At 58.0% G+C, this 22,621-nt stretch carries 20 protein-coding genes; 9 read left to right on the top strand and 11 right to left on the bottom strand.

The genetic code is table 11. From position 1 onward, the window contains the following. Positions 1 to 42: 42 nt before the first annotated feature. Positions 43 to 1,791: a hypothetical protein gene (locus GSQ91_RS05605; protein WP_158820268.1), complete on the bottom strand. Its 1,749-nt coding sequence runs from the start codon at positions 1,789 to 1,791 to the stop codon at positions 43 to 45. 2 nt (positions 1,792 to 1,793) lie between these two features. Further along, positions 1,794 to 2,336, bottom strand: a complete 543-nt coding sequence (locus GSQ91_RS05600) for an RNA polymerase sigma factor (protein ID WP_158820267.1) — start codon at positions 2,334 to 2,336, stop codon at positions 1,794 to 1,796. 232 nt (positions 2,337 to 2,568) lie between these two features. Here GSQ91_RS05600 and GSQ91_RS26195 point away from each other — a divergent pair, with 232 nt between their 5' ends. After that, the gene (locus GSQ91_RS26195) at positions 2,569 to 2,790 is read left to right on the top strand and encodes a winged helix-turn-helix transcriptional regulator (RefSeq protein ID WP_158820323.1); all 222 of its coding nucleotides are present in this window, start codon (positions 2,569 to 2,571) and stop codon (positions 2,788 to 2,790) included. A 213-nt stretch (positions 2,791 to 3,003) separates the two neighbouring features. Here the strand turns inward: GSQ91_RS26195 and GSQ91_RS05590 are convergent, their stop codons facing one another. From GSQ91_RS05590 to GSQ91_RS05580, 3 genes are all read right to left on the bottom strand, one after another. Continuing rightward, positions 3,004 to 3,915: a nucleotidyl transferase AbiEii/AbiGii toxin family protein gene (locus GSQ91_RS05590; protein ID WP_158820266.1), complete on the bottom strand. Its 912-nt coding sequence runs from the start codon at positions 3,913 to 3,915 to the stop codon at positions 3,004 to 3,006. Then, positions 3,905 to 4,759 carry a type IV toxin-antitoxin system AbiEi family antitoxin gene (locus tag GSQ91_RS05585; RefSeq protein WP_158820265.1) on the bottom strand — a complete coding sequence of 285 codons (855 nt, stop codon included), beginning with the start codon at positions 4,757 to 4,759 and terminating at the stop codon, positions 3,905 to 3,907. The genes GSQ91_RS05590 and GSQ91_RS05585 overlap by 11 nt, the downstream gene beginning before the upstream one ends. A gap of 508 nt (positions 4,760 to 5,267) precedes the next feature. Beyond that, the gene (locus GSQ91_RS05580) at positions 5,268 to 6,050 is read right to left on the bottom strand and encodes an alpha/beta fold hydrolase (RefSeq protein WP_158820264.1); all 783 of its coding nucleotides are present in this window, start codon (positions 6,048 to 6,050) and stop codon (positions 5,268 to 5,270) included. A 56-nt stretch (positions 6,051 to 6,106) separates the two neighbouring features. Here GSQ91_RS05580 and GSQ91_RS05575 point away from each other — a divergent pair, with 56 nt between their 5' ends. From GSQ91_RS05575 to GSQ91_RS05545, 7 genes are all read left to right on the top strand, one after another. Then, positions 6,107 to 6,535 carry a MarR family winged helix-turn-helix transcriptional regulator gene (locus GSQ91_RS05575; RefSeq protein ID WP_158820263.1) on the top strand — a complete coding sequence of 143 codons (429 nt, stop codon included), beginning with the start codon at positions 6,107 to 6,109 and terminating at the stop codon, positions 6,533 to 6,535. 111 nt (positions 6,536 to 6,646) lie between these two features. Continuing rightward, the gene (locus GSQ91_RS05570) at positions 6,647 to 7,345 is read left to right on the top strand and encodes a retropepsin-like aspartic protease (protein ID WP_158820262.1); all 699 of its coding nucleotides are present in this window, start codon (positions 6,647 to 6,649) and stop codon (positions 7,343 to 7,345) included. Positions 7,346 to 7,358: 13 nt separating this feature from the next. Next, positions 7,359 to 7,814: a PDZ domain-containing protein gene (locus tag GSQ91_RS05565; RefSeq protein WP_158820261.1), complete on the top strand. Its 456-nt coding sequence runs from the start codon at positions 7,359 to 7,361 to the stop codon at positions 7,812 to 7,814. 159 nt (positions 7,815 to 7,973) lie between these two features. Next, entirely contained in the window at positions 7,974 to 8,420 is a 447-nt protein-coding gene (locus tag GSQ91_RS05560) for a hypothetical protein (RefSeq protein ID WP_158820260.1), read from the top strand. Between the two features lie 200 nt (positions 8,421 to 8,620). Then, on the top strand, positions 8,621 to 9,982 hold the full coding sequence (locus GSQ91_RS05555) for a TolC family protein (protein WP_254064373.1): 1,362 nt from the start codon (positions 8,621 to 8,623) through the stop codon (positions 9,980 to 9,982). A gap of 3 nt (positions 9,983 to 9,985) precedes the next feature. Then, complete coding sequence (locus GSQ91_RS05550) at positions 9,986 to 11,254, top strand: efflux RND transporter periplasmic adaptor subunit (protein WP_254064372.1); 1,269 nt, start codon at positions 9,986 to 9,988, stop codon at positions 11,252 to 11,254. Then, the gene (locus tag GSQ91_RS05545) at positions 11,254 to 14,349 is read left to right on the top strand and encodes an efflux RND transporter permease subunit (protein ID WP_158820259.1); all 3,096 of its coding nucleotides are present in this window, start codon (positions 11,254 to 11,256) and stop codon (positions 14,347 to 14,349) included. Before GSQ91_RS05550 ends, GSQ91_RS05545 begins: the two co-directional genes overlap by 1 nt. Positions 14,350 to 14,355: 6 nt before the next feature. On the opposite strand, the gene GSQ91_RS05540 is transcribed toward GSQ91_RS05545, so the two are convergent. The 6 genes from GSQ91_RS05540 to GSQ91_RS05515 all read right to left on the bottom strand — a co-directional run bounded on the left by GSQ91_RS05540 (position 14,356) and on the right by GSQ91_RS05515 (position 20,595). Continuing rightward, a complete protein-coding gene (locus tag GSQ91_RS05540) occupies positions 14,356 to 14,715 on the bottom strand; it encodes a BrnA antitoxin family protein (RefSeq protein ID WP_158820258.1) in 360 nt (119 codons plus the stop codon). Next, complete coding sequence (locus tag GSQ91_RS26190) at positions 14,630 to 14,863, bottom strand: BrnT family toxin (RefSeq protein ID WP_254064375.1); 234 nt, start codon at positions 14,861 to 14,863, stop codon at positions 14,630 to 14,632. The genes GSQ91_RS05540 and GSQ91_RS26190 overlap by 86 nt, the downstream gene beginning before the upstream one ends. Before the next feature lie 309 nt (positions 14,864 to 15,172). Beyond that, the gene (locus GSQ91_RS05530; protein ID WP_158820257.1) at positions 15,173 to 16,207 is read right to left on the bottom strand and encodes a YncE family protein; all 1,035 of its coding nucleotides are present in this window, start codon (positions 16,205 to 16,207) and stop codon (positions 15,173 to 15,175) included. Positions 16,208 to 16,330: 123 nt separating this feature from the next. Beyond that, positions 16,331 to 17,731 (bottom strand): cell wall metabolism sensor histidine kinase WalK, encoded by a 1,401-nt coding sequence (locus GSQ91_RS05525; RefSeq protein WP_158820256.1) that lies wholly within the window; start codon positions 17,729 to 17,731, stop codon positions 16,331 to 16,333. After that, on the bottom strand, positions 17,728 to 18,414 hold the full coding sequence (locus GSQ91_RS05520) for a response regulator transcription factor (RefSeq protein WP_158820255.1): 687 nt from the start codon (positions 18,412 to 18,414) through the stop codon (positions 17,728 to 17,730). Before GSQ91_RS05520 ends, GSQ91_RS05525 begins: the two co-directional genes overlap by 4 nt. A gap of 168 nt (positions 18,415 to 18,582) precedes the next feature. After that, positions 18,583 to 20,595, bottom strand: a complete 2,013-nt coding sequence (locus GSQ91_RS05515; RefSeq protein WP_158820254.1) for a TonB family protein — start codon at positions 20,593 to 20,595, stop codon at positions 18,583 to 18,585. Between the two features lie 220 nt (positions 20,596 to 20,815). Here GSQ91_RS05515 and GSQ91_RS05510 point away from each other — a divergent pair, with 220 nt between their 5' ends. Next, positions 20,816 to 22,438: a DUF4955 domain-containing protein gene (locus GSQ91_RS05510; protein WP_158820253.1), complete on the top strand. Its 1,623-nt coding sequence runs from the start codon at positions 20,816 to 20,818 to the stop codon at positions 22,436 to 22,438. Positions 22,439 to 22,621 lie beyond the last annotated feature (183 nt).

Raw genomic sequence — 22,621 nt, 5'->3', positions numbered from 1 at the left:
CTCTTCAGTGCACGTATTCCACATTCCAGCAATTCAACGTATCTACTGTTCATCCGGCCGGTCTCCCCCAGAGCTCTCTTTGCTGCCAATCTCACCCCGGATGGCGATCGCAGAACGAATGCGAACGATGGAATCTCTTATATCCGCAGCGATCTCTACGGCTGTCCGCCGAGTGGCGCTATCATCTGTCACCATCTCCTGACATAGCGCATCATTCCTTCGGGCCTCAGCCGGCAAACTTATTTGCGCCGATATGGAAGCCGGCACGTTCGCCGTTTCGTCCAGGCCAAACTGACGCAAGATAGAGCTTTCATTGTCGAGAGCCGCCGAGAGACGCTGTGTGTAGCTTTGTGTAAGCTCTTTAATCGCCGCGTTTGCTGTAGTGCCTTCGGCTGAGTTCGTAAATTTTGTAGCGAGCGTATTCAGCTCATCCGCGCTCCGCCGAACTTTGAACGCTGCATCTACTAAATCCCTTGGTGCATCATTGAGCAGTAATTTTTTCTGAGGCTGTGCGTCGACATATTCCTCCAAAGGAGACGCAGCCGGATCGATAGCCCGAATACTGGTTGGCTGCAGGGGGAGAGCTTCAGCGGTATCCGATCGAACTTCAGCAGTGCTAAGCACCTCGGCTTTGACGTGCTGCAGCATCCGTAGACCATTGACTACTTCCTGTTTCCGTTCCGTGCTGTCAACGATGCCTTTGACCTCGATACCGTGATCTGTCCGCGCGATGCTGATCCGCTCTCCCTCGTCCGCATGTAGACGATTGAGGGTTAGCAGCGCCTCCAACTCCGCACTATCCAATTCTGCTTCTGTGGGCAAAGCTGGCAACGAGGGTAATGCGGACACGAGCACCGGATTCTCCAGTCGCGGCGCGGCGAGGGGTTCGAACAGCGTTTCGTTTACACTGCTCCAATCCAGCAAGGCATAGTTCAACTCGGCAATCTCGATGACCTCGTCGTCCGCAGTCCTGATAGTGCGTTGAATCGGGTGGAAGTCGGATGCGCGAACGGTGATGGTTTCCTGCCGAATACTTCCTTCGGGAGTGCGCGTGCTCAGAGTAAGTAGTCCCCCACCCTGTGAAACAGCGTCCACCTTCTTCTGCTGTCCGTCGTACCAGGTGCGATAGGAGGCTATTGAGAGAGGATCGTCCAGGTTGACCTGAGCGGACTCCAGAACGCTCTGCAGTGGAGCTTCTATCTTTGCGTCTGCATCGCTTGCACGACGACGACGTTCGCGGTGCGCATCGCGATAGATCTCCTGTTCTATTCGACCACTAGCCGTACGTATCCCGATCTTCTCGTAGATCACTCCTGGCTTTCCATATAGGACCGCTCGGTCTGCGCTCTCCGCGCGATTAAGCAACTCGGCGGCACTAACCGTGGCTGTAGGACGACGCCACACCATGAAAAGCAGACAAGCAGCACACGCAATAATGAGAAAACTAGCCAACATTGGGGTCATCCAGGTATCGCTCTTACCTATGACACTGAAGAGAGCTATCCCTGATTCGCGCGGCGGAGATACAGTCTCACTGCGCTGATGCATAAGCATCAGCAAAGCAGAGCGGCGATCTGGATTGGAGGGAATGCGCTCGACCAGGCAGTTACGATACTCGGCGAGTTGAAGAGCACTCCGCTCGAGCGCCTCGCGGCGCAATCTACACTGCCAACACTTTTCAAGATGGGCCTGTGCCAAAAGGCGCTGCACGGCACCCAACTCACCCGCAGTAAGGCGGGATAACTTCTCGTCGGAAAGATGATTGCACATAGGAAACCCAATGCCGCGCATGCCTAGATCTCCCCTGCGAGGCGCGACAACGCTCGCTGAACCAAATGGGAAACCCGCTTGATACTGACACCTAGAATCTCCGCAACCTCTCGATAACGAAGATCTTCAGCACGGAGCAACACCGCCGCTCTTTGCTGCTGCGTCAGACGGCCCAGCGCAGTGTGCATACGGAGCATCTGCTCGTTGCGAATCGCTTGCTCTTCCGGACTATCGGCTTGAGCTAGAAGCCCTTCGAGAAGATCGCCTCCATCCGTGCCCGGCTGCTCAAATCGCCGACCTTCGCGATATAGATCCATGGTTAGGTTGTGCGCCACACGGAACAACCAGGCCTTGGGATTCTCATGCTCTCCTTTAGCGTTGGCCTGACCCAGCAGACGGAGAAATGCTTCCTGGATGATGTCTTCGGCCTCCGAAAGCGAAAGTCCGAGGCCCCCCAGATAAGCCAGAAGCGCTGGACGAAGCTGATCGTAGAGCTGGATCAGCCGGTCCTCTCGCGTCATCTTCGATGTGGCTCCATCTACAATCTCCGATTGCACCTTGAGCATGGTGCTCCCCAATGGCACCCGAAGGACGCCCACTGCGGAGACACCACGATCTGAGGTAAAAAATCTCATAGAGGATGCGCTGTGATGTCTTGTTAACGGTGGGGTACCGTATTTTTTACCTACCTACCAAGAAAAATTCACGGCTGGATATCAATATTGTGCGCTACGTTCTTCAACTCGGGGGGCATTGGACCGCTGCGGGACCTGACCGGGTCAGCAGCGAAGTTACGCCATTCGCTCGGGACCGGTTCGCCTTAGTGAGCTTGTCCGGCTCGTGCCGGACGCATCGAAGAAGGCCCTTCGTGCTCAGTTGCGGGATTTGGAAACGGCGCAGATTGTCATGCACCGTGATCTGAGCGATCTGGTTCTTCATGTAGAACACGATTTTGCTTCTGAAATGAAGCAAATTGTCTGTCCACTCCTCGATCAGCTTGCGCGATGGGGAGACTCTTGAGCAGCGTAAACAGTCGTAGACGCTAGATGAGTGGTGTTGTTCTTCCGCTACTCGTTTAAGAGATGTGTCGCAAAACATCGGAAGGATGAGTTGGCGGCTTCGCTAAACTAATCGTAGCGCGAAGATCGGTCACAGACGACGATCCGCAGTTGATCGCTACTGGCGTTGCACGGAGGTTCCGGAGTCTGCAAAATCGTTGAAGACTGAATCTGTTTAGGACAGGACCGCGTCAAGCTGTTGAAGCATTGTCTGATATTTCTCTGGGTTTTCAATTTGCAATCGTTCCAGATTCATCAGCTTCCATCGAATCGCTGGGAGATTACGAATGGTGGGTGAGCCTATAAGTTCCCAGTCCGGTTGGAGCGTATGGAAAGACCTCATAAAGAGCTTTGAGGTGTCGTCCAGACCGGAGCGGATCTCCGAGACCAACTTCTCTCGCGTTGTGAGGAGTGTATCCAAGGAGGTTTCGTTAACCGTCATCCCGACAAATTCTCTCTCGAATGCTTGCGTTATGTCCTTCAAGCGCGGCTGCAAAAGTTCGTGCGCCGGACGATTGTGGCTCAGGATGTACGCGAGAAATGTTTGGTGGAGAGTTTTGTCGATCCCTTCATTCGCAAGTAGGTATTGGACATCGAACAGGTCGCGAGGATGCTGTCGGTCAAGAGCAGCAACCAGTTTCCCCGCATAGAGATCGGCGAACGAAACGACTTGGATTTCCGCGAAGCCGAATTGTTCCTCTACGATTGGCCGCACAGTCTTCAACTCGACGGGATGGACTGTACCCCGAAGAACGGGAGTCACTTCGATCTTGATCTGGGCATTTCTTTGGCGAATAAGGACGAGGGTCCCGTCCGCGTTGGCGCTATCGGTGACGACGCTGTCCGGGACCGCTTTGCGAATCTTCTGAGCGATACGGTTCAGCGCAGATCGTATCCCCACGAGCGATGTCTCCCGATCTTCAACCGGGAGGTACACCAGATCAATGTCCACCGAGAGGCGGGGCAGGTCTCGAACGAAAAGATTGATTGCTGTCCCACCCTTGAGAGCGAAGCAAGTCTCGGTCGCTACATTTGGCAGTACGCGAACAAGAAGGGCAACCTGCGCCTCGAAGACTTCACCGGCCATCGTTGCTACCTCCAGCGTTGAATAGTTCCATTGGAAGCGTGATCCGATAGCGCGCGTCGAAATGGCCTTGGGGAACCAATTGACGCTTTCCTTTCCCAAGATCGATGGCAGACTGATCCAGATGCTTGAACCAGGCATGTCCATGCCTGTCGGCGTACCAGAGGAAAAGACGCTTTACCTTCACACTCTTGCATTCTTTCAGGAGCTTTCCCAACAGCTGAGGGCGGAGATTGGCTAAGCCTTCCATGACGACATCGACTTGATGAAAGCTCTCTTGATGCGGAAGTTCATCTATCATCTCCAGGATCGCTCGTTCGGGAACAGACATGGTCAAGGACCATTCCCAAGGGCTCGTGGATTTAGCGTCCTTTGGCGGTCCTGATGCCTCACCAGAACGCAGATCATATCGCCTCGCCTCAACTCCCGTATTTGAGTTTGCAAACAGTCCCGAAGAGCGGGTTTCAAACTGAGCGGATATTGGCAGCTTGACAAGCCAGGATGGGAGACCCGCCCCGTACAGGTAAACCCGCGGAGTTTCGCCGGCTTCAACGTAATGAGCATATCCAGACAGCTCGACCGCCGTCCGACCGCCTACGTGAAGTGGCTTGTGCATGACCTGTTGAAGGGAAAGCACGACAACATCCCACCGCAGCGAAGCCTTGGTCAGTTGACTGGGGCGCCGGTAGACCCGGGGACCTATTCTTTCGAGCCAACTCCGGTCCACATAGTCTCGTATCGACGAACGAGAGAGCCCCTGAGCTTGGAGCCAGGCGCTATCCGCCAAGAAACCCTCGGGTAAGCTTAAGAGAAGGCGGTTTAGTCGAGATGACCTTTGTGCGTCCATGACGCACATATTCATACAAACATAAACCCAATGTCAAGTTCATAAAATCCAGCTATTGTGCGTCTTGAACGCACATAAACGTCATATCGCAAACTAGGCCCATCGAGCGGTCTACTTGGAGATGGAGTCTACAGCAGGACATATTGTCTGCGAGACACCTTCCCTTGGCAGTGGGCAACGCAAAAACTCCGAAATCTGTGGCATCCAATTGGCAGCCAATAAGGTATAAAACGGTGCTAAAACCACCCTTTCTGGGGCACTACATTCGACGAAAAAGCCCAGACTTATCAACTATTTAGATGAAATTGCCAAAACTGCAAAACCTTTATGCGTCGGTTCGATCCCGACCCGCGCCTCCAAAATCTTTTCTCTGTAATTTACGGAGACTCAAATGCGCTTATGGCAATGGTATCCACCTTTGCCATAAGCGCATTTCATTTCCCTTGTCGGTTTTGTGCCGACGTTGTGCCACTGAAGAGCAACTCACGCTCTTCGGTGAACGCCCGGGCTATTGCTCGACGGCCGAGAACGCACCAATCGATCCGAGCACCTCATCGAGCTTCTCGATGTGAGGAAAATGCCCCGCTTCGGCGATGACCTGAAAGCGACTGCCCGGAATGCTTTCGGCAAAACGGCGACCGTACTCGATATCCGCAATCCCATCACTCGCTCCCCAGATCACGAGAGCCGGTACATCCACTCCAGCCAGCCGCGCCCTTAGGCCAGGATCGTGCATGTAGTGTTCACCGGCATACGTCATCAAAGCTTTCTGATTCTCCGCCATGATGGCCAGGGCTGTTGGATTTTGCGGTAACAAGGCGAATCGCTTTGGGTCATGAAAGGCCAACGCCGCTCTCTTCTCTGGAGGAACAGCCATCGGATTTTCAATTCCGCGACCTTCGGGATCGGCATCGATGCCGACAGCATTGAGAAGAACAATAGCAGCAATCCGTGGCGAGTGCCGCAGCGCCATCTCGGCTGCGATCCAGCCACCGATGGAGTTGCCGATGATAACGACGTCGTTCAGGTCCAATCGCTCCAACAGCGCAAGATACGCCAGAACCAGGTCATCCAGGCGACGAAACCAGGAAGGCCGAGGCTGGCCCGCAAAACCAGGATGCGTGGGAACAATGGCCCGTGCGTCCTTTGCGAGCGCCTCGGCCAACCCAGCGACGGATGCAGGACCAGCTCCGCCGTGAAGAACCAAAAAGACCTTGCCCGTTCCGCGATCTTCGACCGAGAGCTGAAGGCTTTCCGAAAACAATTTGAACTGTTGCTGTGCATTCTGCATGTTGAATAGCTCCTCTAAAACTTGACTAATCAACATAGTTATATAAACATGTTTATATGTCAACTCAACATGAGCATCTTGGCCTTTCCATCAAGAGAGTGCAAGCACGTCATCACAGGTCATTGGACAGGCGACTGAACCGCCTGGGCATCAGCCTGGTTCAGTGGAATTCGTTACGGGAGATACACAGAAATCCGGAGGCCTCGGCGCATGCGTTAGCGGAGTTTACCTTCAACTCGGATCAAGCTTTCGGCACCCTGACGACCAGGCTTATACGGCTTGGCTTTGTGGAACGAGAGAGTGGCAAAGGGCGCGCCCTGCATCACCGCCTAACCCCGCACGGCAAACAGATGCTCGATAGCGGCTACGAAATCTATCTGGAGTTCCTGAAAATTGCATTCTCCCCCCTTAGCTCGAAGGAGCGTTCTGTGCTGCTGGACTTGATGACGAAGCTTGTGGAACGTCCTGACGACGATCTTTCCTAAGCTAGAACCGAGGCCGGATTCGATCCCCTTCCGGGGGCACGGCTGCGCTGATTGTTGACCGATTAGACTTTGGGACAGTCTATGAACTCAATCACTTTGGGAGAATCAAAAATGAGACTGGCTTCGATGGCTGCTTTGGTTCTTGCCTTTGGCACTCTGGATATTTCGTGCGCGGCAAACCCGGCTCCAGCTCACAAGGCGATTTTCAAGGACGGCGCATTGTCAACAGGCTGGATCAACTTCGAGTTCCAGGATGGGAAACGCATCTTCGTTCCGGTTAAGATCAACGGCCACGACACAATGGTCCAACTCGCAACGGGTCTTCCTGTCTCGGATATCGACAAGACATTTGCTGCCTCGGTCGGTCTTCACCCTGGCAGTGGTTCCACCACGATTGATGGCCTGCAAATTCAGATCGGCGACCTGACCTTGCAAAACACCTCTGCCGCGGTCGTCGATTTCGCGCCACTTGCCAGGCATATAGGGCACCCGTTGCCGTTCTTGCTGGGTGACGATGCGTTCAATGAACTCACTGTGGATATCGACTTCGCTCATCACCGTATCGCCTTTCGCGATCCTGCCAGCCAAGCTAAGCCGGATGGAGCGGTGGAGGTTCCGCTGATTCCGGTCGAGGATCTGCACTTGGTCCCTGTATCCATTGAAGGTGCGCCGCCAGCCCAGTTTGAATTAGGTCTGGGCAACTCCGGAGAGATACTCGTGTACCAGCCCTACTATGAGTCGCACAAATTATTGGGGGGCCCGACGACTTTCAAAGAGATTAGCTGCCGGTACCGGCGGATTCGTCGTTGAACCAGTTGCTACTTTGAACCGTGCTGAGTTCGCTGGCGTCACGTTCGTGAATATGCCTGCTGCATTGATACCTTCCAGTGTGGCCGGAACCACGTCCACCGCAATCGCCGGCGATCTTGGCCTTCCGGTTCTCACTCACTTTCGCCTGATTCTCGACTATTCCCATGAGCGACTCTACGCAGTGCCCTACCCCGATGCCGCGCGAGCACAGTTCGCCAAAGATCGGTTGGGACTTTCTTTGACGAAGGCGGACGCTGGGTTTGCGGTAGAATTCGTCGCACCGAATAGTCCGGCGCAGGCTGCCGGATTTAAGGTCGGAGACAAAGGCACCCTCATCAACGGAAAGTCGGTGCAGGCGTGGCCCGAGACCTCGCTCGCTAATTTGAGGTACAGCGCAAGTGGAACTACCTTGACGTTCACCATGCAGAGTGGCGATATCCGGCAAGTGAAGCTGGCCGACTATTTCTGACGACTGGCATCGTCAGAGCACAGTATCCGCGCCGCAAAACCGTTCCTGCAGTAATCGATAAGATTCGGGTGCAGGCTAAGCAGCCTGGGAACAGGTGTAGGCCATCTAATTTAGACACAGGCTGCTGATTATGGAGTAGCCTCTATTGCGAGGTGAAAGATGCGCGTTTCCAAACTTCTCGGTCTGCTTACACTTGCTGCTGGATTTTTGTTCGCCAACAGCGCGAAAACACCGGCTCAAGTTTCGGTTGATATCGGTGTAGCCCCCGACTGCCCCTACGGATACTTCGACTATGCGCCGTATGACTGTGCTCACTACGGATACTACGGTCCGGATTGGTTCACTGGCGGTATCTTCATAGGAGCCGGCCCCTGGTTCCACGGTCATCGTGGTTTCTATGGGCATGTCGATAACCGCTACGATCCTCGTAATGGTTATCATGGCCCGCTACCAGCTCGTGGAGAGCAGTCGTTCAACCACTTCCACGGGAACGAAGCGCGGGACGGGCAAGGCCACACAGGCAATGCCGGTCATGATGCCGGCGGGGAACACGCCGCTGGATTTTCGCGTGGTGGCGGCGGCGGTCATGGCGGCGGTCGCCGGTAGAAATCAGTCCATTCGTCTTGAAAGCAAGCGACTGGATCAAGACGTATCGTTCGCAGCACACCAGAAAGCAGAGCCGGTCAGGCTCTGCTTTTCTGTCTTTGCTATGAACTCCCGTACTGTTCTGCCTTTTCATGCGTTCGCGAAGCTCTTGATGTCTTTCTTCAGCAAACATTAAGGTGCAACCTGTAATCTTTGTTCGAATGATGCTTCGCTGCTCAATCGGCAACTATCGCACAGGATTCACCCTCTGCCTTGCGCTGCTCGCCTGCGCAAGGCCCTCCGCAGCACAATCGGGACCTGATGCGGCAACCACCGCACCCACGACGATCTCGCTGGATGAAGCGATTCGCCGTGCTGAGGCCAACGAGCCGGCGTTTGCGGCAGCCGCAGCCGATAGCCGCGTCTCGCAACTGGACCGTTCGATCGCGCGCGCGGGCCTGCTGCCTTCCGCGACCTATCACAATGAATACCTCTTTACGCAGGGGAATGGGTCAAACGATCGCATCGGACAGACAGCCACCGCCTCCGCGCCGCGATTCATCGCCAACAACGCGGTGCATGAATACGCCAGCCAGGGCGTCGTGACTGAGAGGCTGGGGCTGCAGCAGTTCAGCGCCGTAACGCTTGCCGATGCCAACGCTGCGAAGTCTGCCGCGGAGATGGAGATCGCGCGCCGTGGCCTGATCTCAGCCGTTGTGGCGCTGTACTACGGATTGATCTCCGCTGATGAGAAGCTCACAGCAATCGAACATGCCGCTGACGAAGCCAATCATTTCGTGACGCTCACCCAGCAGCGGGAAGACGCGCGCGAGTCGGCCCATGCCGATGTTGTAAAAGCGCAGTTGCAGCAGCAGCAGCGGACCCGCGATCTGGCCGACGCAGAGGTGGCAGCTTCGAAAGCTCGTCTGGAACTCGGCGTACTCCTCTTCCCTGACCCGCGCACCGCCTTCCAGATCGAGACACCTGCAACGCCTGTGCTTCCAGACCGCAGCGACGTCGAAGCCTCTGCAGCGCAGAACAACGCCGAGTTGAAGCGTGCGCTGGCCTCGCTGCATGCGAGTCAGGCTGAAGTAACTTCAGCGCGCGCTGCCTATCTCCCAGACCTTGGACTGAACTTCGCCTACGGAGTCGACGCTCCGCAGTTTGCAGCGAAAGGGCCGGATGGCACAAAGAACCTCGGCTACTCCGCCAGCGCTACCCTCGACATCCCTGTCTGGGACTGGCTCGCGACCCAACACAAGGTGAAGCAGAGCGAGATTCGCCGCGACGCCGCGAAGGTGGCGCTCTCCTCCGCGCAGCGCCGGTTGATCGCGGATCTCGCGGAGTTCTACGACGAAGCTGCTACCGCCCGCGACCAACTAGCCTCGCTCGACAACAGCGTCGCAACCGCACAGGAGAGCCTGCGCTTGACTCGGCTTCGCTATACCGGTGGAGAAGGCACAGTGCTCGAAGTTGTCGACGCACAGAGCACGCTCATCTCTTCCGAAACCGCACGCGCCAATGGCGCCGTTCGCTATCAAGTTGCGCTGGCCAACCTCCAGACACTTACGGGAAGGTTTTGACCCATGCCCTTTCGACCTAAAAATATCGAATATCTCTCCATGCAGTTTCTTGCCGTGCTGCTGTGCCTTGGTATAGCCGGCTGCAAGAAATCCGAGCCAACGCCGGAGGTCGCGGTTTCAGTAGAAGCTGCCAAGCCGGAGACAGGACCGATCTCGGAACAGATCACGGGTGACGCCATTCTTGCGCCCCTCGCACAAGCCGCGTTGTCACCAAAGATCAGCGCGCCGGTAAAAGAGTTCTACGTGCAGCGCGGAGCGCACGTGCATGCGGGACAACTCCTGGTATCGCTCGAGGACCGCGATCTTGCGGCGACGGCACTCGACAATCGCGGCAGCTACACCGCAGCCGAGGCAACCTACGACCAGACCACCAAAGCACAGATCCCCGAAGACACCCAGAGAGCCGAACTCGATCTCGCACAGGCCAAGGCCAATCTTGATCTCAACAAGAGCATCGTGAGCGGGCGCAGGCAACTGTTCAAAGAGGGCGCGGTCCCCGGTCGTGATCTCGACACCGCAGAGGCCGCACTGGTGCAGGCACAGGCTGCGTATGACACGGCGGCGAAGCATCTGCAATCCGTTCAGAGTGTCAGCCACACCGCCGCCGGCAAGAGCGCGGAGGGCCAGCTGACCTCGGCCAAGGGCAAGTTCCAGAACGCCGAGGCGCTGTTGAGCTACGCCTCGCTGCGTAGCCCCATCGACGGCGTTGTAACCGACCGTCCTCTGTTCAGCGGTGAGACTGCACAGGCAGGCACGCCGGTCATCACCATCATGGACACTTCCTCGCTGCTCGCGAAGGTCCATCTTTCGCAAGCGGTAACGCAGCGGATGAAGGTGGGAGACAAGGCCCTGGTCACTGTGCCAGGCATGGATGCGCCGGTCGATGCCACGGTCTCTCTGATTAGTCCGGCGCTCGATCCCGGCTCGACTACGGTTGAGGTCTGGGTACGCCTGAAGAATCCGGACGGCAAGTTGAAGGCCGGAACGCCCGTGCATCTCGCGATCGCCGGAAGGACCGTGCCGGACGCCTTGCAGGTTCCAACGGAGGCACTGATTCCCGCCAAAGACGGAAGCCTCGGCGTGATGGTCATCGGCAGCGACGGCGCAGCGCACTTGAAGCCTGTACAGGTCGGCATTCGCCTTCCCGATAAGGTGCAGATCACAAGCGGCATCGGTACGTCGGACACCATCATCACCTCTGGCGGTTACGGCCTCGACGAAGGAACAAAAGTGGAGATGAAAGCCGCTGGCCAGAGCGGGGACAAAGACTAATGGCCTCGCCTGACTCACAGCCCTTCTGGCTGGCGCGCTCCACGCGCACCATCTTCTTCTTCATCTTCGTGCTTACGCTCGCCGGAGCCTGGGCCGCATTTCGCGTGCCGATCTCCGTGTTTCCGGAGACAAACTTTCCACGTGTGGTCATCGGTGTCGACAACGGCGTCATGCCCGTTGAACAGATGGAAGTAACGATCACCAAGCCGATCGAGAACGCGGTGAATAGCGTTCCAGGGCTGGTCACGGTACGCTCCAACACCAGCCGCGGCTCGGCCGAAATAAGCCTCTTCTTCGACTGGTCGGTGGACATGTTCCACACCTTACAGCAGGTGAACACCGCGCTGAACACAGTCCAGCAGAGCTTGCCGGCAACGGCGAAGATCACCACGAACAGGCTGACCTTCGCGACCTTTCCCGTTCTGGGATATAGCCTCACGTCGGACACGGTCTCGCAGACCCAACTCTGGGAGCTGGCCACCTATGATCTTGCGCCACCACTGAACCGCGTGCCCGGCGTCAGCACGGTAACCGTGCAAGGCGGCAAGGTCCCGGAGTTCCACATCATCCCAAACCTCGCGAAGCTGCAGGCTGCGGGAGTGACGATCCTTGATCTCACGAATGCCATTCAGTCGTCGAACATCATCGACTCGCCCGGCCTCTACGAGCAGGACCATCAGTTGGTACTCGGCCTCGTCGGCGCGCAGGTGCACGATATCGATGGGCTGCGGCAGCTCGTCGTAAAGACTACCGCCAGCGGCGCCGCGGTTCGTGTCGGCGACATCGCCCAGGTCGTAAACGCAACGATGCCCGTCTATACCGTGGTGACCGCGAACGGCAAAGCCGCTGTGCTGATCAACATCACGCGGCAGTCTTCGGGCAATACCGTTGCCGTCGCGGACCAGGTAGCGGCGAAAATCGCGCAACTCAAGCAGAAGCTGCCGCCGGGCGTTACGCTAGAACCCTTCTACGACCAGTCGCAGCTCGTGCGCGAGAGCATCGCCAGCGTGCGCGATGCGATCTTCATCGGCCTCATTCTTGCCTGCGTCATTCTCTTCGTCTTTCTGCATGACTGGCGCTCGTCTCTCATCGCGGGCCTTGTGATTCCGGTCACCGTGGCCATCACCATCCTCTTCCTCTGGATCATCGGCGAGAGCTTCAACTTGATGACGCTCGGAGGTCTGGCTGCCGCTATCGGTCTGGTCATCGACGATGCGATTGTAGTGGTAGAAAACATTGTGCTGCATCGCGACGCGGGCGAGCACCGCATCGAAGCGGTGCGCAAAGCGCTACGCGAGATCATGCGCCCGCTGATCGGCTCGACGATCACGCCTGTTGTCGTCTTCCTGCCGCTGGTAGCCGTGACGGGCGTAACCGGCAGCTTCTTCCGCGCGCTGGCCATCACCATGACCATCTCGCTGCTGACCTCATTGGTGCTGGCGCTCACCTGGACTCCAAGCCTTGGCATCGTACTGCTGCGCGGCCGAAGAGGAGACGCAACCCCACTGGAGGCAGACGGACATCCTGAACCCGGTCGTGTTCTCGCGCGTGTGATGCAGTGGCACCGCTCCGCCCTGGAGTGGTCGCTGCGCAAACCGCAACTACTCGGACTCCTCTGCATCGTGCTGGGCGGCTGCGCCTTCTTTGCGTATCGCTCGCTCGGCTCTGATCTGCTGCCCGAGATGGACGAGGGCGGCTTCATTCTCGATTGCACCATGCCTGCAGGCAGCTCCCTGGCTGAAACGAACCGCGTGATCGGCCACGTCCAGCAGATATTGAACGCCACACCTGAGGTCGAAAGCACGTCGCGCCGCACAGGACTGCAGCTGGGACTCGCGGCGGTCACGGAAGCGAACTTTGGCGACATCACGGTAAAGCTGAAGTCCAAACGCAGCCGCGGAATCGACGATGTGATGAACGATGTCCGCGAGCAGATAAAATCCACCGAGCCGGCGCTGGATGTCGAGTTCACGCAAGTCCTGCAGGACATGATCGGCGACCTATCCAACGCCCCTGAGCCGATCCAGATCAAGCTCTTCTCCAACGACTCGAAGCTGCTGTATGAGCTCGGCCCACGCGTCGCCGACGCTATCGGCAAGGTGAAGGGCGTGGTCGACGTTCAGAACGGTGTCGAAAATACGATCAGCGGCCCCGCTACCAACTTCCAGGTCGACCCCGTGCTGGCCGCTCGCCTGGGCTTCACACCAACGGAGGTGGCCGAGGACGCGACGTCCATCCTCGACGGCGTGACGCCGAACGATCCCTTGATTGCAAACGGCCGGCCCTACACCATCCGCGTGCGTTTGGGCGACGAGACACGCAGCTCGCTCGACGCCATCGAGAACACGGTCTTCAACAGCAGCACAGGCCATACCGCTACGCTCGGCTCCATGACGCAGATCACGCAACTGCCGCCACAGAACGAGATTCATCGCGAAAACCTGCAGCAGACCGTCGTCGTAACCGGCCGTCTTGAAGGTTCCGATCTTGGCACAGGTGTGGCGCAGGTACAGAAAGTCATCGCGGCGATGCACCTGCCGCCGAGCGTGCGTGTGGAGTACGGCGGAACCTATCAGGAGCAGCAGAAGTCCTTTGCGGATCTGCTGCGCGTGCTCCTGTTGGCGCTGGTGCTTGTCTTTGGGGTGCTGCTGGCGGAGTTCCGCAATCTCTCGGCTCCGGTCGCGATCCTTGCGTCCTCCGTGTTGTCGACCGTCGGCGTCGTCTTCGCGTTGCTGCTTACCGGCATCACCTTCAATGTCGCTTCATTCATGGGACTCATCATGGTGATCGGCATCGTGGCGAAGAACGGTATTCTGCTGCTCGATGCCGACGAACGCTTCCGCGCGGAGGGAGCCAGCGCTCGCGATGCCATGCTGCTGGCTGCGCAGCGGAGGCTGCGGCCTATCTTGATGACCGCCGTCGCCGCGGTCTGCGGTATGTTGCCGCTGGCCTTCGCTTTTGGCGCTGGATCCCAAATGTTGCAGCCGTTGGCAATTGCAGTAATCGGAGGCCTGGCGATCTCGATGCTGTTGAGCCTGGTGGTAACACCGGTGGTGTACTACCTGCTTACCCGTAATCGGGAACGGGAAGCCTGAGGGACACTATCGTCTCGAGCCAATGCGACGCTCGGCTTCCATCAAGTTGACCAAAATATCGTTGATGCGAGTGAGGTGCCCGTCGCCCTTGGCACGCAACCAACTGAGCACCTGCGGATCGAGACGGACACTGACCGCCACTTTTCGTTTGGCGTCGCGCAGCTTTACCAAAGCTGAGAGCTGCTTCTCGGTCAGCCGTGGTATCTCCGAAAAATCGAGACTCGACTCGTCGCTCGAAGCCTGGCGCTCGCTGGCGTTGCGCAGAGCTTGCCGCTCCTTTTCAGTCCACTGTCTGCTCTTGATATCTTCGGAACTCATGCTTTTCAGCTCGGCGGGCTGAGATGATGCGAATGACTTCTTCCCCATGGATATTCTCCCTATAGGCGTGAACAACCAGCAAAACGGCAGTGATTCCGGATTCAATCGAGACGGCGCCAATCAGGTGCCAGCGCTGCTCTCCGGTTTCATCGACACAATCCTGGCCGATCAGGCAGCGCTCGTCCTCAAAGGCCAGTGCTGCCAGTTCGAATGAGATTCCGCCATGCTTGCGCTGGTTTAGACGGTTTTCCGCTCATCCCATTCGTATCGCACCATGTATATACTATTCGTATTTTTAAGAAAAGAAAAGACAGGGAATCTGCTCTGAAAAAGCCTTGACGCAATGGGCGCTACGGTTCGCAACGATACGCGACGGCTGGAGTGCTTATAACGAAACACCAATGTCGTCGCGCGCCATTGCGAACCGCCGCGCCCATTGCGTCAAGGCTTTTTCAGAGCGGCCGGATGAGACAGGTCCTGTTCCAGGTGAAGTAGAACTCAGTCCCTACCGCCCAACCACAATCACCGTAAAGCTATCCGGAATCACCGCCGGTCTTGGCCGCGGCACCTGCGGCGTCGGCTCAGGGCGCGGACCCAACTGCGCTGTGACCACGTAGATGCGGTCCTTGCCGGAGTCATACGCCATTGTCCGCGCACCTTTTTCTGTTGGCAGATCTTCGATCACCTTGAAATCGTGCGCGGCATCGACGACTGTCAATGTGCCTTCGCCATTCGAGCTAAATGCCAACCGATGCTTCGCGCTGAAGCCGGCCGCATCCGGACTGTCACCGATGCTGGGGGAGGCGAGCTGTTTGCCGCTGTCGGCATCGACAACCGCCATCTTCTTGCCGTCGCACACCGCAAAGAGCTGGCGATGCTCTTTATCGAGTGCCAGGCCCGAGGGCGAGTCGCAGTTCTCGAGCTTCCATGCTGCCGTCTGCTTCTTCGCGCGAGAGTCGAAGCGGACGATTTGATTGGTGCTCTCGATGTTGTCGTAGACCGAACCCTGACCATCGGCAACAGGGAACTCTGGTTTGCCGGGGACCGGCAGCGTTGCAACGACCTGGTTGGTGGTGGTATCGATGACCGTAACGTTGTTGCTGCGGCCGTTGAACGCCCATACCGTCTTCGTCGCCGGGTCGAACACGATGCCGTCCGGATTCGTGCCAGCGGGGACCGTCGTCACGGTTTTGAAGCTGTGGCGATCGAAGACAAGGACGTCGTTGCTCCCGCCATCGCTGATGTAGCCAAACTTGCCGTCGGAATCCAGCGCGATCCCGTGCGTCCCCTTCAAGCCGGTGATCGCGGCGACTGGCTTGCCGGTGTCGGTATCAATCACCTCCACGCGTGGGCCATGAGTAACGTACAGCAGGTGTGCCGAGGGGTCGGCGAGCAGGTAGTCCCAGCCTCCTGTGCCGCCGATCTTCCAGTGGTCGAGAACTTTGTAAGGCTGCTGAGCGTGGGCGAGTGTGCAGCATAGCGCCGCAGAGCCAAGGGTCGTAAACAAGCGCACACCGATACGGGAAGGCAACAAGGACATTGATTTCTCCTGAACAGCTCGGCAGACATAGAGCTGCCCACCACTCATCATCTTTGGAAATACTTAAACGCCGCTGAAGATGCGGTAAACAGTGAAGAAATATCCCCAGATTTGCGACTCGCTCTACACTATTGCCGGTAGTGTCACCTTCACCTGCGTGCCTACCCCTGGCGTGCTCGCGATCTCGATAGTTCCACCGCAGCGCTCCACAATCGCCTTACACATCGCGAGCCCCAACCCCGCGCCACCGCTGTTGCGGCTTCGCGAGACATCGGCCCGGTAGAAACGATCGAAGACATGCGGAAGAGCCTCAACAGGGATGCCCTCGCCATGATCCTCTACCAGCAGCATGGTTACACCTGCATGGCTCTCTACGCGCACGGCGATGCCACTGCCGGGTGAACTGTACTGCAACGCATTCATCATCAGGTTGGAGCAGAGGATCTCCGCATCGTCGAGCGGCATGGTGACGGGCAGCGCGTTCTGGACAGTGACTTCAATAGGAACCTGCTTCAACTCCGCCACAGGACGCAGCCGCTCCGCAACAGACTGCGCAGCCAGCGCCAGGTCGACGGGCTCCCTGCCGCGCACAGGTGCCTCCTCCAGGCGAGCGAGTGCCAGCATCCGCTCTGTGAGGTCTTCCATGCGCTCTGTATCGACGACTACTTCTTCGATGCCACCTTGATACTCCTCGACCGTTCGCGGGCGCAGCGATAGAAGTTGCAGGCTCGACTTCAGTACCGCAATCGAAGTCTTCAATTCGTGGGCGGCGTCTCCCGTGAACTGGCGCTGTCGTTCAAAGGATTGCCGGAGCCCATGCAACAGCTTCTGGATCGACGAAGCGATCGGCTGCAGCTCGCGGGTGTGCAGGGCGGCCTCCGGCGGCACGAACCCCCACGCCTGCGCCGACACATGGCCAGCGCGCTCCGCGAGCTCTCGCAGAGGCGACAGCCAGCGCCGCAGCAGCCAGACAAGAGCCAGTCCGGTCACAACCAGCAGCAGCACTCCCGCGATCACATAGAAGCGAACGGCCTCCACGGTCTCATGCCACAGATGAGCAGTAGGAGCGGCGTAGAGGACCGTCACCGGGCAGCGGACGGCTCCTTTCTTCTCTTCCCTGTCGATTACGCGCATTCCCGGCGTGCGCAACGCCCGGTAAGATTTCCCCGCTACCTTGAAGTTGAAGTAGCCATCCGGATAGGCCGATTCCAGCACCGCAAGCAATTCAGGAGACGACTCCGGAGAGTGCCCCAGCACGCGGCCTGCGGGGTTCGCTACGGCGTAGGCGTCTTCAGCAGGCAGTGTCAGCTCCGTCGGATCCACCATGACGTTATCGTCCGGGTCCTCGGCATCCTGAACTGCGCCCATCAACGAGTCGGCACGGCCACGCAGCATCACGTCGAAGGCGCGCCTGCGTCCATGCATCTCATGGGCGATGGCAACACCCGAGAACGTTGCCGCACACAGAAACTCTGCCAGCAGCACACCGCCGATCAGCCGACGCGTCAGCGAGCGTGGCTTCAAGCTTCCTTCTCCGGCGCATACAGGCGGTATCCGCGGCCGCGAAGAGTCTCGACAGTGGCCTCTTCTCCCATCACTCTCAGCTTCTTGCGCAGGTTGGAGACATGCGCTTCGATCACGTTGGAGTGATGTTCCCAGCGGTAGTCGTAGAGGTGTTCGAGCAGCTCCCGCTTGGAGACGATGGCGCGCGGACGGAAGATGAGGTATTCGAAGATCCGGTACTCGGTTGGCGAGAGGTCGATGAGCTGGCCATCGCATCGCACCGTCTGTTCGATCGAGTTGATACTGAGCCGCCCGATGGCAACCACAGGATGGGCCACACCTTTGCCGCGCCGGATCAGCGCCTTGACCCGCGCCAGCAACTCCCCAAGGTCGAAAGGCTTCGTCAGGTAATCGTCGGCGCCGGCATTGAGAAGTTGGATCACATTCGCACGCTCGCTGCGGGCCGTCAGCACAAGAATCGGCGTAGCATCCCCACGCGCTCGAACCTGCCGGACGATACCGAGGCCGTCCATGCCAGGCAACATCAGGTCCAGCAGCAGCAGATCGTAGTGCCCCTGCCCTGCCAGAGTCGCGCCATCGGTACCGTTATCGGAACAGTCCACCGCAAAGCCAGAACCCTCACGCAACGCTGTCGCAACGTTATGGGCAATCCGAGTTTCGTCCTCAACAATAAGCACTCGCATATCAGAATGCAATCTACCATCTGAACGTTTGCGGAGGGGAGAACCATTTAAACTACCCGAACAACATGCTTATTTTTCTCTCTGTAACTTTAGTTTTGTTACTTGGGAAATTTACAGTTTCGTCGCGCCAAAACAAGCCGGGTGCAGCCAAAAGATAAGAAGAAATACCTACTGCGCACCCAAATTAAAGTTCAGGCTAACCGTGGTCTCCGCCTCAACCGGCTGGCCGCATTGCAGGAACGGTCTGTACTTCCAGGCTCTGACCGCATCGACTGCCGCGCCCTTCAGTAGCTCAGGGCCACTGACCGCCGTAGCGCTCTTGACCGAGCCGTCCTTTGCGATGAAGGCACGCACCGTAACAACTCCGGTCACATGCGCCGAGATCGCTGCCGCCGGATAGGTGGGGGCGGGCTTCTCGAGCATCTGCCCACCGACGATGTTGCCGCCGCCAGCGCAAGGCCCTGCTGCCCCGCCAGCGCCTGAGGCAGGCCCTGCCACCGGGGGAGGCTTTGGAGAAGCTCCAGCAACACTCAGCCCGGCTACACCTTTTTGTGCTGCGGCCAGACCTCGCCTTGCCTCAGCATTGTTCTTGTCCAACAACAACGCCGACGCAAAGGACTGGGCAGCCTCGCGAAAGTCCTGCTTGCGGAGATCGCTCTGGCCACTCCTCAGGAGCTTCGTAACCTGAATCTTCGCGGCATCCACAACAGGAGCCGCTGCAGAAGGCGGAAGAGCTGTCGGTGCTGGCGAGGTCTCCGCATCCTTTGCTGGCGAGCCTAAGTCGGGATTCGCCGCAGGCTCAGTGGGGCTGGGTGCGGCGGCCTCCGGGGGCGGAGGCGGTGTCGCAGGCGCAGGAGTTGTCACTGGAGCGGGAACGGGTGGATTAACTGCCTGCGGAACTGGCTCAACTCTCTTGCGCCCAAAGAGCAGGTAGCCTCCCACTCCAAGCACAACGAGGAACACCACCACGAAAACCGCCAGCCAGACATGGTTTTGATTGAGTTGCTTCCCAGCCTGACGCACCGGCCTCGGCGAGAGACGAACGTTCGGAGGAGGAATGTCTTTCGTCTCCGGTACGCTCATGACAAAGGTCGCCGGCGCGACTGTGGACGGCGGGTTCATGACCTGTACCGGAAGCGGCTGTTCCGGAGCAACAACATTTGCCGTCGGAGTCTCCGGATTTGTCGGCTGCGGATCTTGCACGGCCGGTTGCTGTTCGCGCCACCACTTCTCCGGGTCTTCAACGGCCTTCAGCATCTCCGCCGCGCTCTGGAACCTGTCCTCGGGCTTCTTCTGCAGAGCCTTCACTATTAAGGCTGACAGCGCTGGAGATACGTCGGAATTGATCGTCCTGGGTGGCGAGGGTGCGGTGTGCAGTTGCTGCACCAGCATCCCCATCGGCGTATCCGCACGAAACGGATGGGCGCCTGTTACGAGTTCGTACAGGATCACCCCTACCGCATAGAGGTCCGCCCGGCCATCGATCGCGCTCTCCGGACCTCCGCTGGCCTGCTCGGGCGACATGTACTCCGGCGTGCCGACGATCATAGCCGCAGCGGTCATCACCGAGGTCATACCCGCGAACGCCCGGTCGCTGGTCTTGGCAATACCGAAGTCCAACACCTTGACCAGGGCACGGCCGTCCGGTCCATTGGTCAGCATGATGTTGCTGGGCTTGATGTCACGATGCACAATGCCCACGGTATGGGCTGCCCCAAGTGCGCTCACCACCTGCGCCACAATGGTCAGGCAGCGCTCCGCCGGCCAGGGCCCTGACTTCTGCTTGCGCATGTCGTACAGAGACATGCCTTCGATGTACTCCATCACGATGAAGGGCCGGCCGTCCTCGGTAAAGTCCAGATCGTCGATCCGCACGGCATTGGGATGTTTCAGCTGCCAGGCGACCACGGCTTCATTTCGGAAACGCTTCAGAAAGGCGGGGTCCGAGAGGAATTCGGGGTGCACCAGCTTAAGCGCTGCCGTCTGATGAAAGGCAAGGTGCCGCACCTTGAAGACGGTCGCCATGCCGCCCGCTCCGAGCTTGCTCAACACCTCGTATTTGCCGCGCAGGATGCTGCCCGGCCCGATCTCCGGCATCGCCGCGGTCAGCAACTGTTGGTCGCGCGGACAGGACTGATAGTCATCCGGATACGTGCTGCGGCACTGAGGACAAGTCTTCATGGCACTGATTTTGTAGAACTGGATTTGTACGAAATACTACAGCACGATCGAGACCTCTGTTTGAAGATTCCACGACAGACTCACCCCCAACACCCGCAGTGCGGTATCCGCGCCAATGTGCACTATTTTTGCCAGTAGTACATCTTTTTTGTGGGCGATTGTTATGCCGATGGCGTACAGTTTCTGTGCGCCCGCTCCGGGGCAAAACAGGTTGCCACAGATGACATCGTCTTTGCCACACAAAAAATACCGAGAGGTGCAGGATTTCCCCGTCTCCGCATCCCGCTCCCCACAAGCCGCGAAGGTATTTTTACCCCTGCTCACAACAGCCCTGCTGTGCAGCACGCCCCGTCTCATGGCCCAGAGCCACTGGGTTACCCCTGGTCCCAACGGCAAACTCGTCTATGCCCACCTCCAGACCGGAGACCACATCGCAGACTTCTCCTCGGCCGGATACAAAGGCGGCGGCGTAGCCCTGCCCTCGGTGCCTGCCAAACGCACCGTAGCCCCCTCCGGAAAGGACGATACCGCGACTATCCAGCAGGCGGTCGATGAAGTAGCGAAGATGCCGCTGATCGATGGCTTTCGAGGAGCGGTCGTCCTGGCGAAGGGCACGTTTCACTGCTCCGGCACAATTTCGATCACGTCCTCTGGCGTGGTCCTGCGTGGAACTGGAGACGACGCTCAGGGAACGTCGATCGTCATGACCGGCGATCCGCATCTCGCGATTCGCATCGCCGGCACGTTGAACCAGCAACTGGCAGGCAAGCCAGCCACTCTCACTGACGCCTACGTTCCGTCCGGCACCAACACCTTCCATGTAAATGATGCTTCGGGCTTTCACGCAGGAGACACGCTGCTGATCGTAAAACCCATCACCCCCGCATGGGTCCACTTCATGGGCATGGACACGCTCGGGAATCGCAAGGGAAAACCTGAGCATTGGATCTCAGGCTCGCTTGAGGTTCGCCGCCGCATCTCTTCGATCTCCGGTAATACGGTCACGCTCGAAGTGCCGCTGATGGACTCCTATGACGCCAAGTATCTCGGCGCAGGTTCGGTCACGGTTACCAAAGTCGAAGTAAGCGGACAGGTCTCCGAAGTTGGAGTCGAGGACCTGCGCATAACCGCACCGGGACGCAGCATCACGCTCGGTCAGCCTGAGTTTGATGGACTCAAGATGGACGATGCCGTCGATAGCTGGGTCAAAGCTCTTTCCTTCCAGGAAACCACCAGTTCCGTGGGAATCAATGAAGGCACCGAGCGCATCACCGTAGTCAAAACCGATGTTGTTAATCGCGTTCCCATCGTCGGCGCCGCAAAGCCCTTCGATTTCGAGTCCAACGGCCAGCAGATTCTGTTCGACCGCTGCACCGGCAGTGGGGATAACACCTTCTTTTTCGCGACCCAGGCAAAACAGCAGGGACCTGTGGTTTTGCTCCATTGCCACTTCACTGGAGACAGTCACGTCCAGCCCCATCAGCGCTGGTCGACCGGTCTCCTGATTGACAGCAGCGAAGCCCCTGAGGGCAGCATCGATCTCATGAACCGCGGCATGATGGGTTCAGGGCATGGATGGGCCATCGGCTGGTCCGTGATCTGGAACTGCACCGCAAAGTCCTTCGCAACGAATACTCCTCCGGGGACGGCCAACTGGTCGATCGGCAACCGCGGCGAAGAGTTGGATCCTCCTCAGCCTGCTTTCGAAGGCGCCGCTGCTGTTCCACTGCATCAGGGCATTATTGATTCATCCGGCACTCCGGTTAAACCGCAAAGCCTTTATCTCGCGCAGCTATCCGAGCGGCTCGGGAAGTCTGCGCTCAAAAATATCGGCTACGAGTAGTCGCTACGTTCGAAACAGCTTGTGGGCCCACTTGTTTTTCGTCGTCATCCTGAGCCGTAGGCGAGGGACCCCCGAGTTTATTGCGGCACAGAGGCAAAGCGCACCACAAACATTCTTTGCATCACGCCTTGTGTCTGTGGCGGCACCAATTCGGGGATCCTTCAGCTTCGCTTCAGGATGACG

It is taken from the genome of Granulicella sp. S156 (assembly GCF_009766105.1).
GTDB lineage: Bacteria > Acidobacteriota > Terriglobia > Terriglobales > Acidobacteriaceae > Granulicella.
This window is presented reverse-complemented; position numbering and strand designations above follow the sequence as displayed.

What these genes read in the sequence shown, in the direction of transcription:
- GSQ91_RS05605 (WP_158820268.1), bottom strand. Translation starts at nt 1,791, where the DNA reads ATGCGCGGCATTGGGTTTCCTATGTGCAATCATCTTTCCGACGAGAAG.
- GSQ91_RS05590 (WP_158820266.1), bottom strand. Translation starts at nt 3,915, where the DNA reads ATGGCCGGTGAAGTCTTCGAGGCGCAGGTTGCCCTTCTTGTTCGCGTA.
- GSQ91_RS05540 (WP_158820258.1), bottom strand. Translation starts at nt 14,715, where the DNA reads ATGGGGAAGAAGTCATTCGCATCATCTCAGCCCGCCGAGCTGAAAAGC.
- GSQ91_RS05600 (WP_158820267.1), bottom strand. Translation starts at nt 2,336, where the DNA reads ATGCTCAAGGTGCAATCGGAGATTGTAGATGGAGCCACATCGAAGATG.
- GSQ91_RS05530 (WP_158820257.1), bottom strand. Translation starts at nt 16,207, where the DNA reads ATGTCCTTGTTGCCTTCCCGTATCGGTGTGCGCTTGTTTACGACCCTT.
- GSQ91_RS05545 (WP_158820259.1), top strand. Translation starts at nt 11,254, where the DNA reads ATGGCCTCGCCTGACTCACAGCCCTTCTGGCTGGCGCGCTCCACGCGC.
- GSQ91_RS05510 (WP_158820253.1), top strand. Translation starts at nt 20,816, where the DNA reads ATGACATCGTCTTTGCCACACAAAAAATACCGAGAGGTGCAGGATTTC.
- GSQ91_RS05560 (WP_158820260.1), top strand. Translation starts at nt 7,974, where the DNA reads ATGCGCGTTTCCAAACTTCTCGGTCTGCTTACACTTGCTGCTGGATTT.
- GSQ91_RS05520 (WP_158820255.1), bottom strand. Translation starts at nt 18,414, where the DNA reads ATGCGAGTGCTTATTGTTGAGGACGAAACTCGGATTGCCCATAACGTT.
- GSQ91_RS05580 (WP_158820264.1), bottom strand. Translation starts at nt 6,050, where the DNA reads ATGCAGAATGCACAGCAACAGTTCAAATTGTTTTCGGAAAGCCTTCAG.
- GSQ91_RS05555 (WP_254064373.1), top strand. Translation starts at nt 8,621, where the DNA reads ATGATGCTTCGCTGCTCAATCGGCAACTATCGCACAGGATTCACCCTC.
- GSQ91_RS05575 (WP_158820263.1), top strand. Translation starts at nt 6,107, where the DNA reads ATGTCAACTCAACATGAGCATCTTGGCCTTTCCATCAAGAGAGTGCAA.
- GSQ91_RS05550 (WP_254064372.1), top strand. Translation starts at nt 9,986, where the DNA reads ATGCCCTTTCGACCTAAAAATATCGAATATCTCTCCATGCAGTTTCTT.
- GSQ91_RS05585 (WP_158820265.1), bottom strand. Translation starts at nt 4,759, where the DNA reads ATGGACGCACAAAGGTCATCTCGACTAAACCGCCTTCTCTTAAGCTTA.
- GSQ91_RS05570 (WP_158820262.1), top strand. Translation starts at nt 6,647, where the DNA reads ATGAGACTGGCTTCGATGGCTGCTTTGGTTCTTGCCTTTGGCACTCTG.
- GSQ91_RS05515 (WP_158820254.1), bottom strand. Translation starts at nt 20,595, where the DNA reads ATGAAGACTTGTCCTCAGTGCCGCAGCACGTATCCGGATGACTATCAG.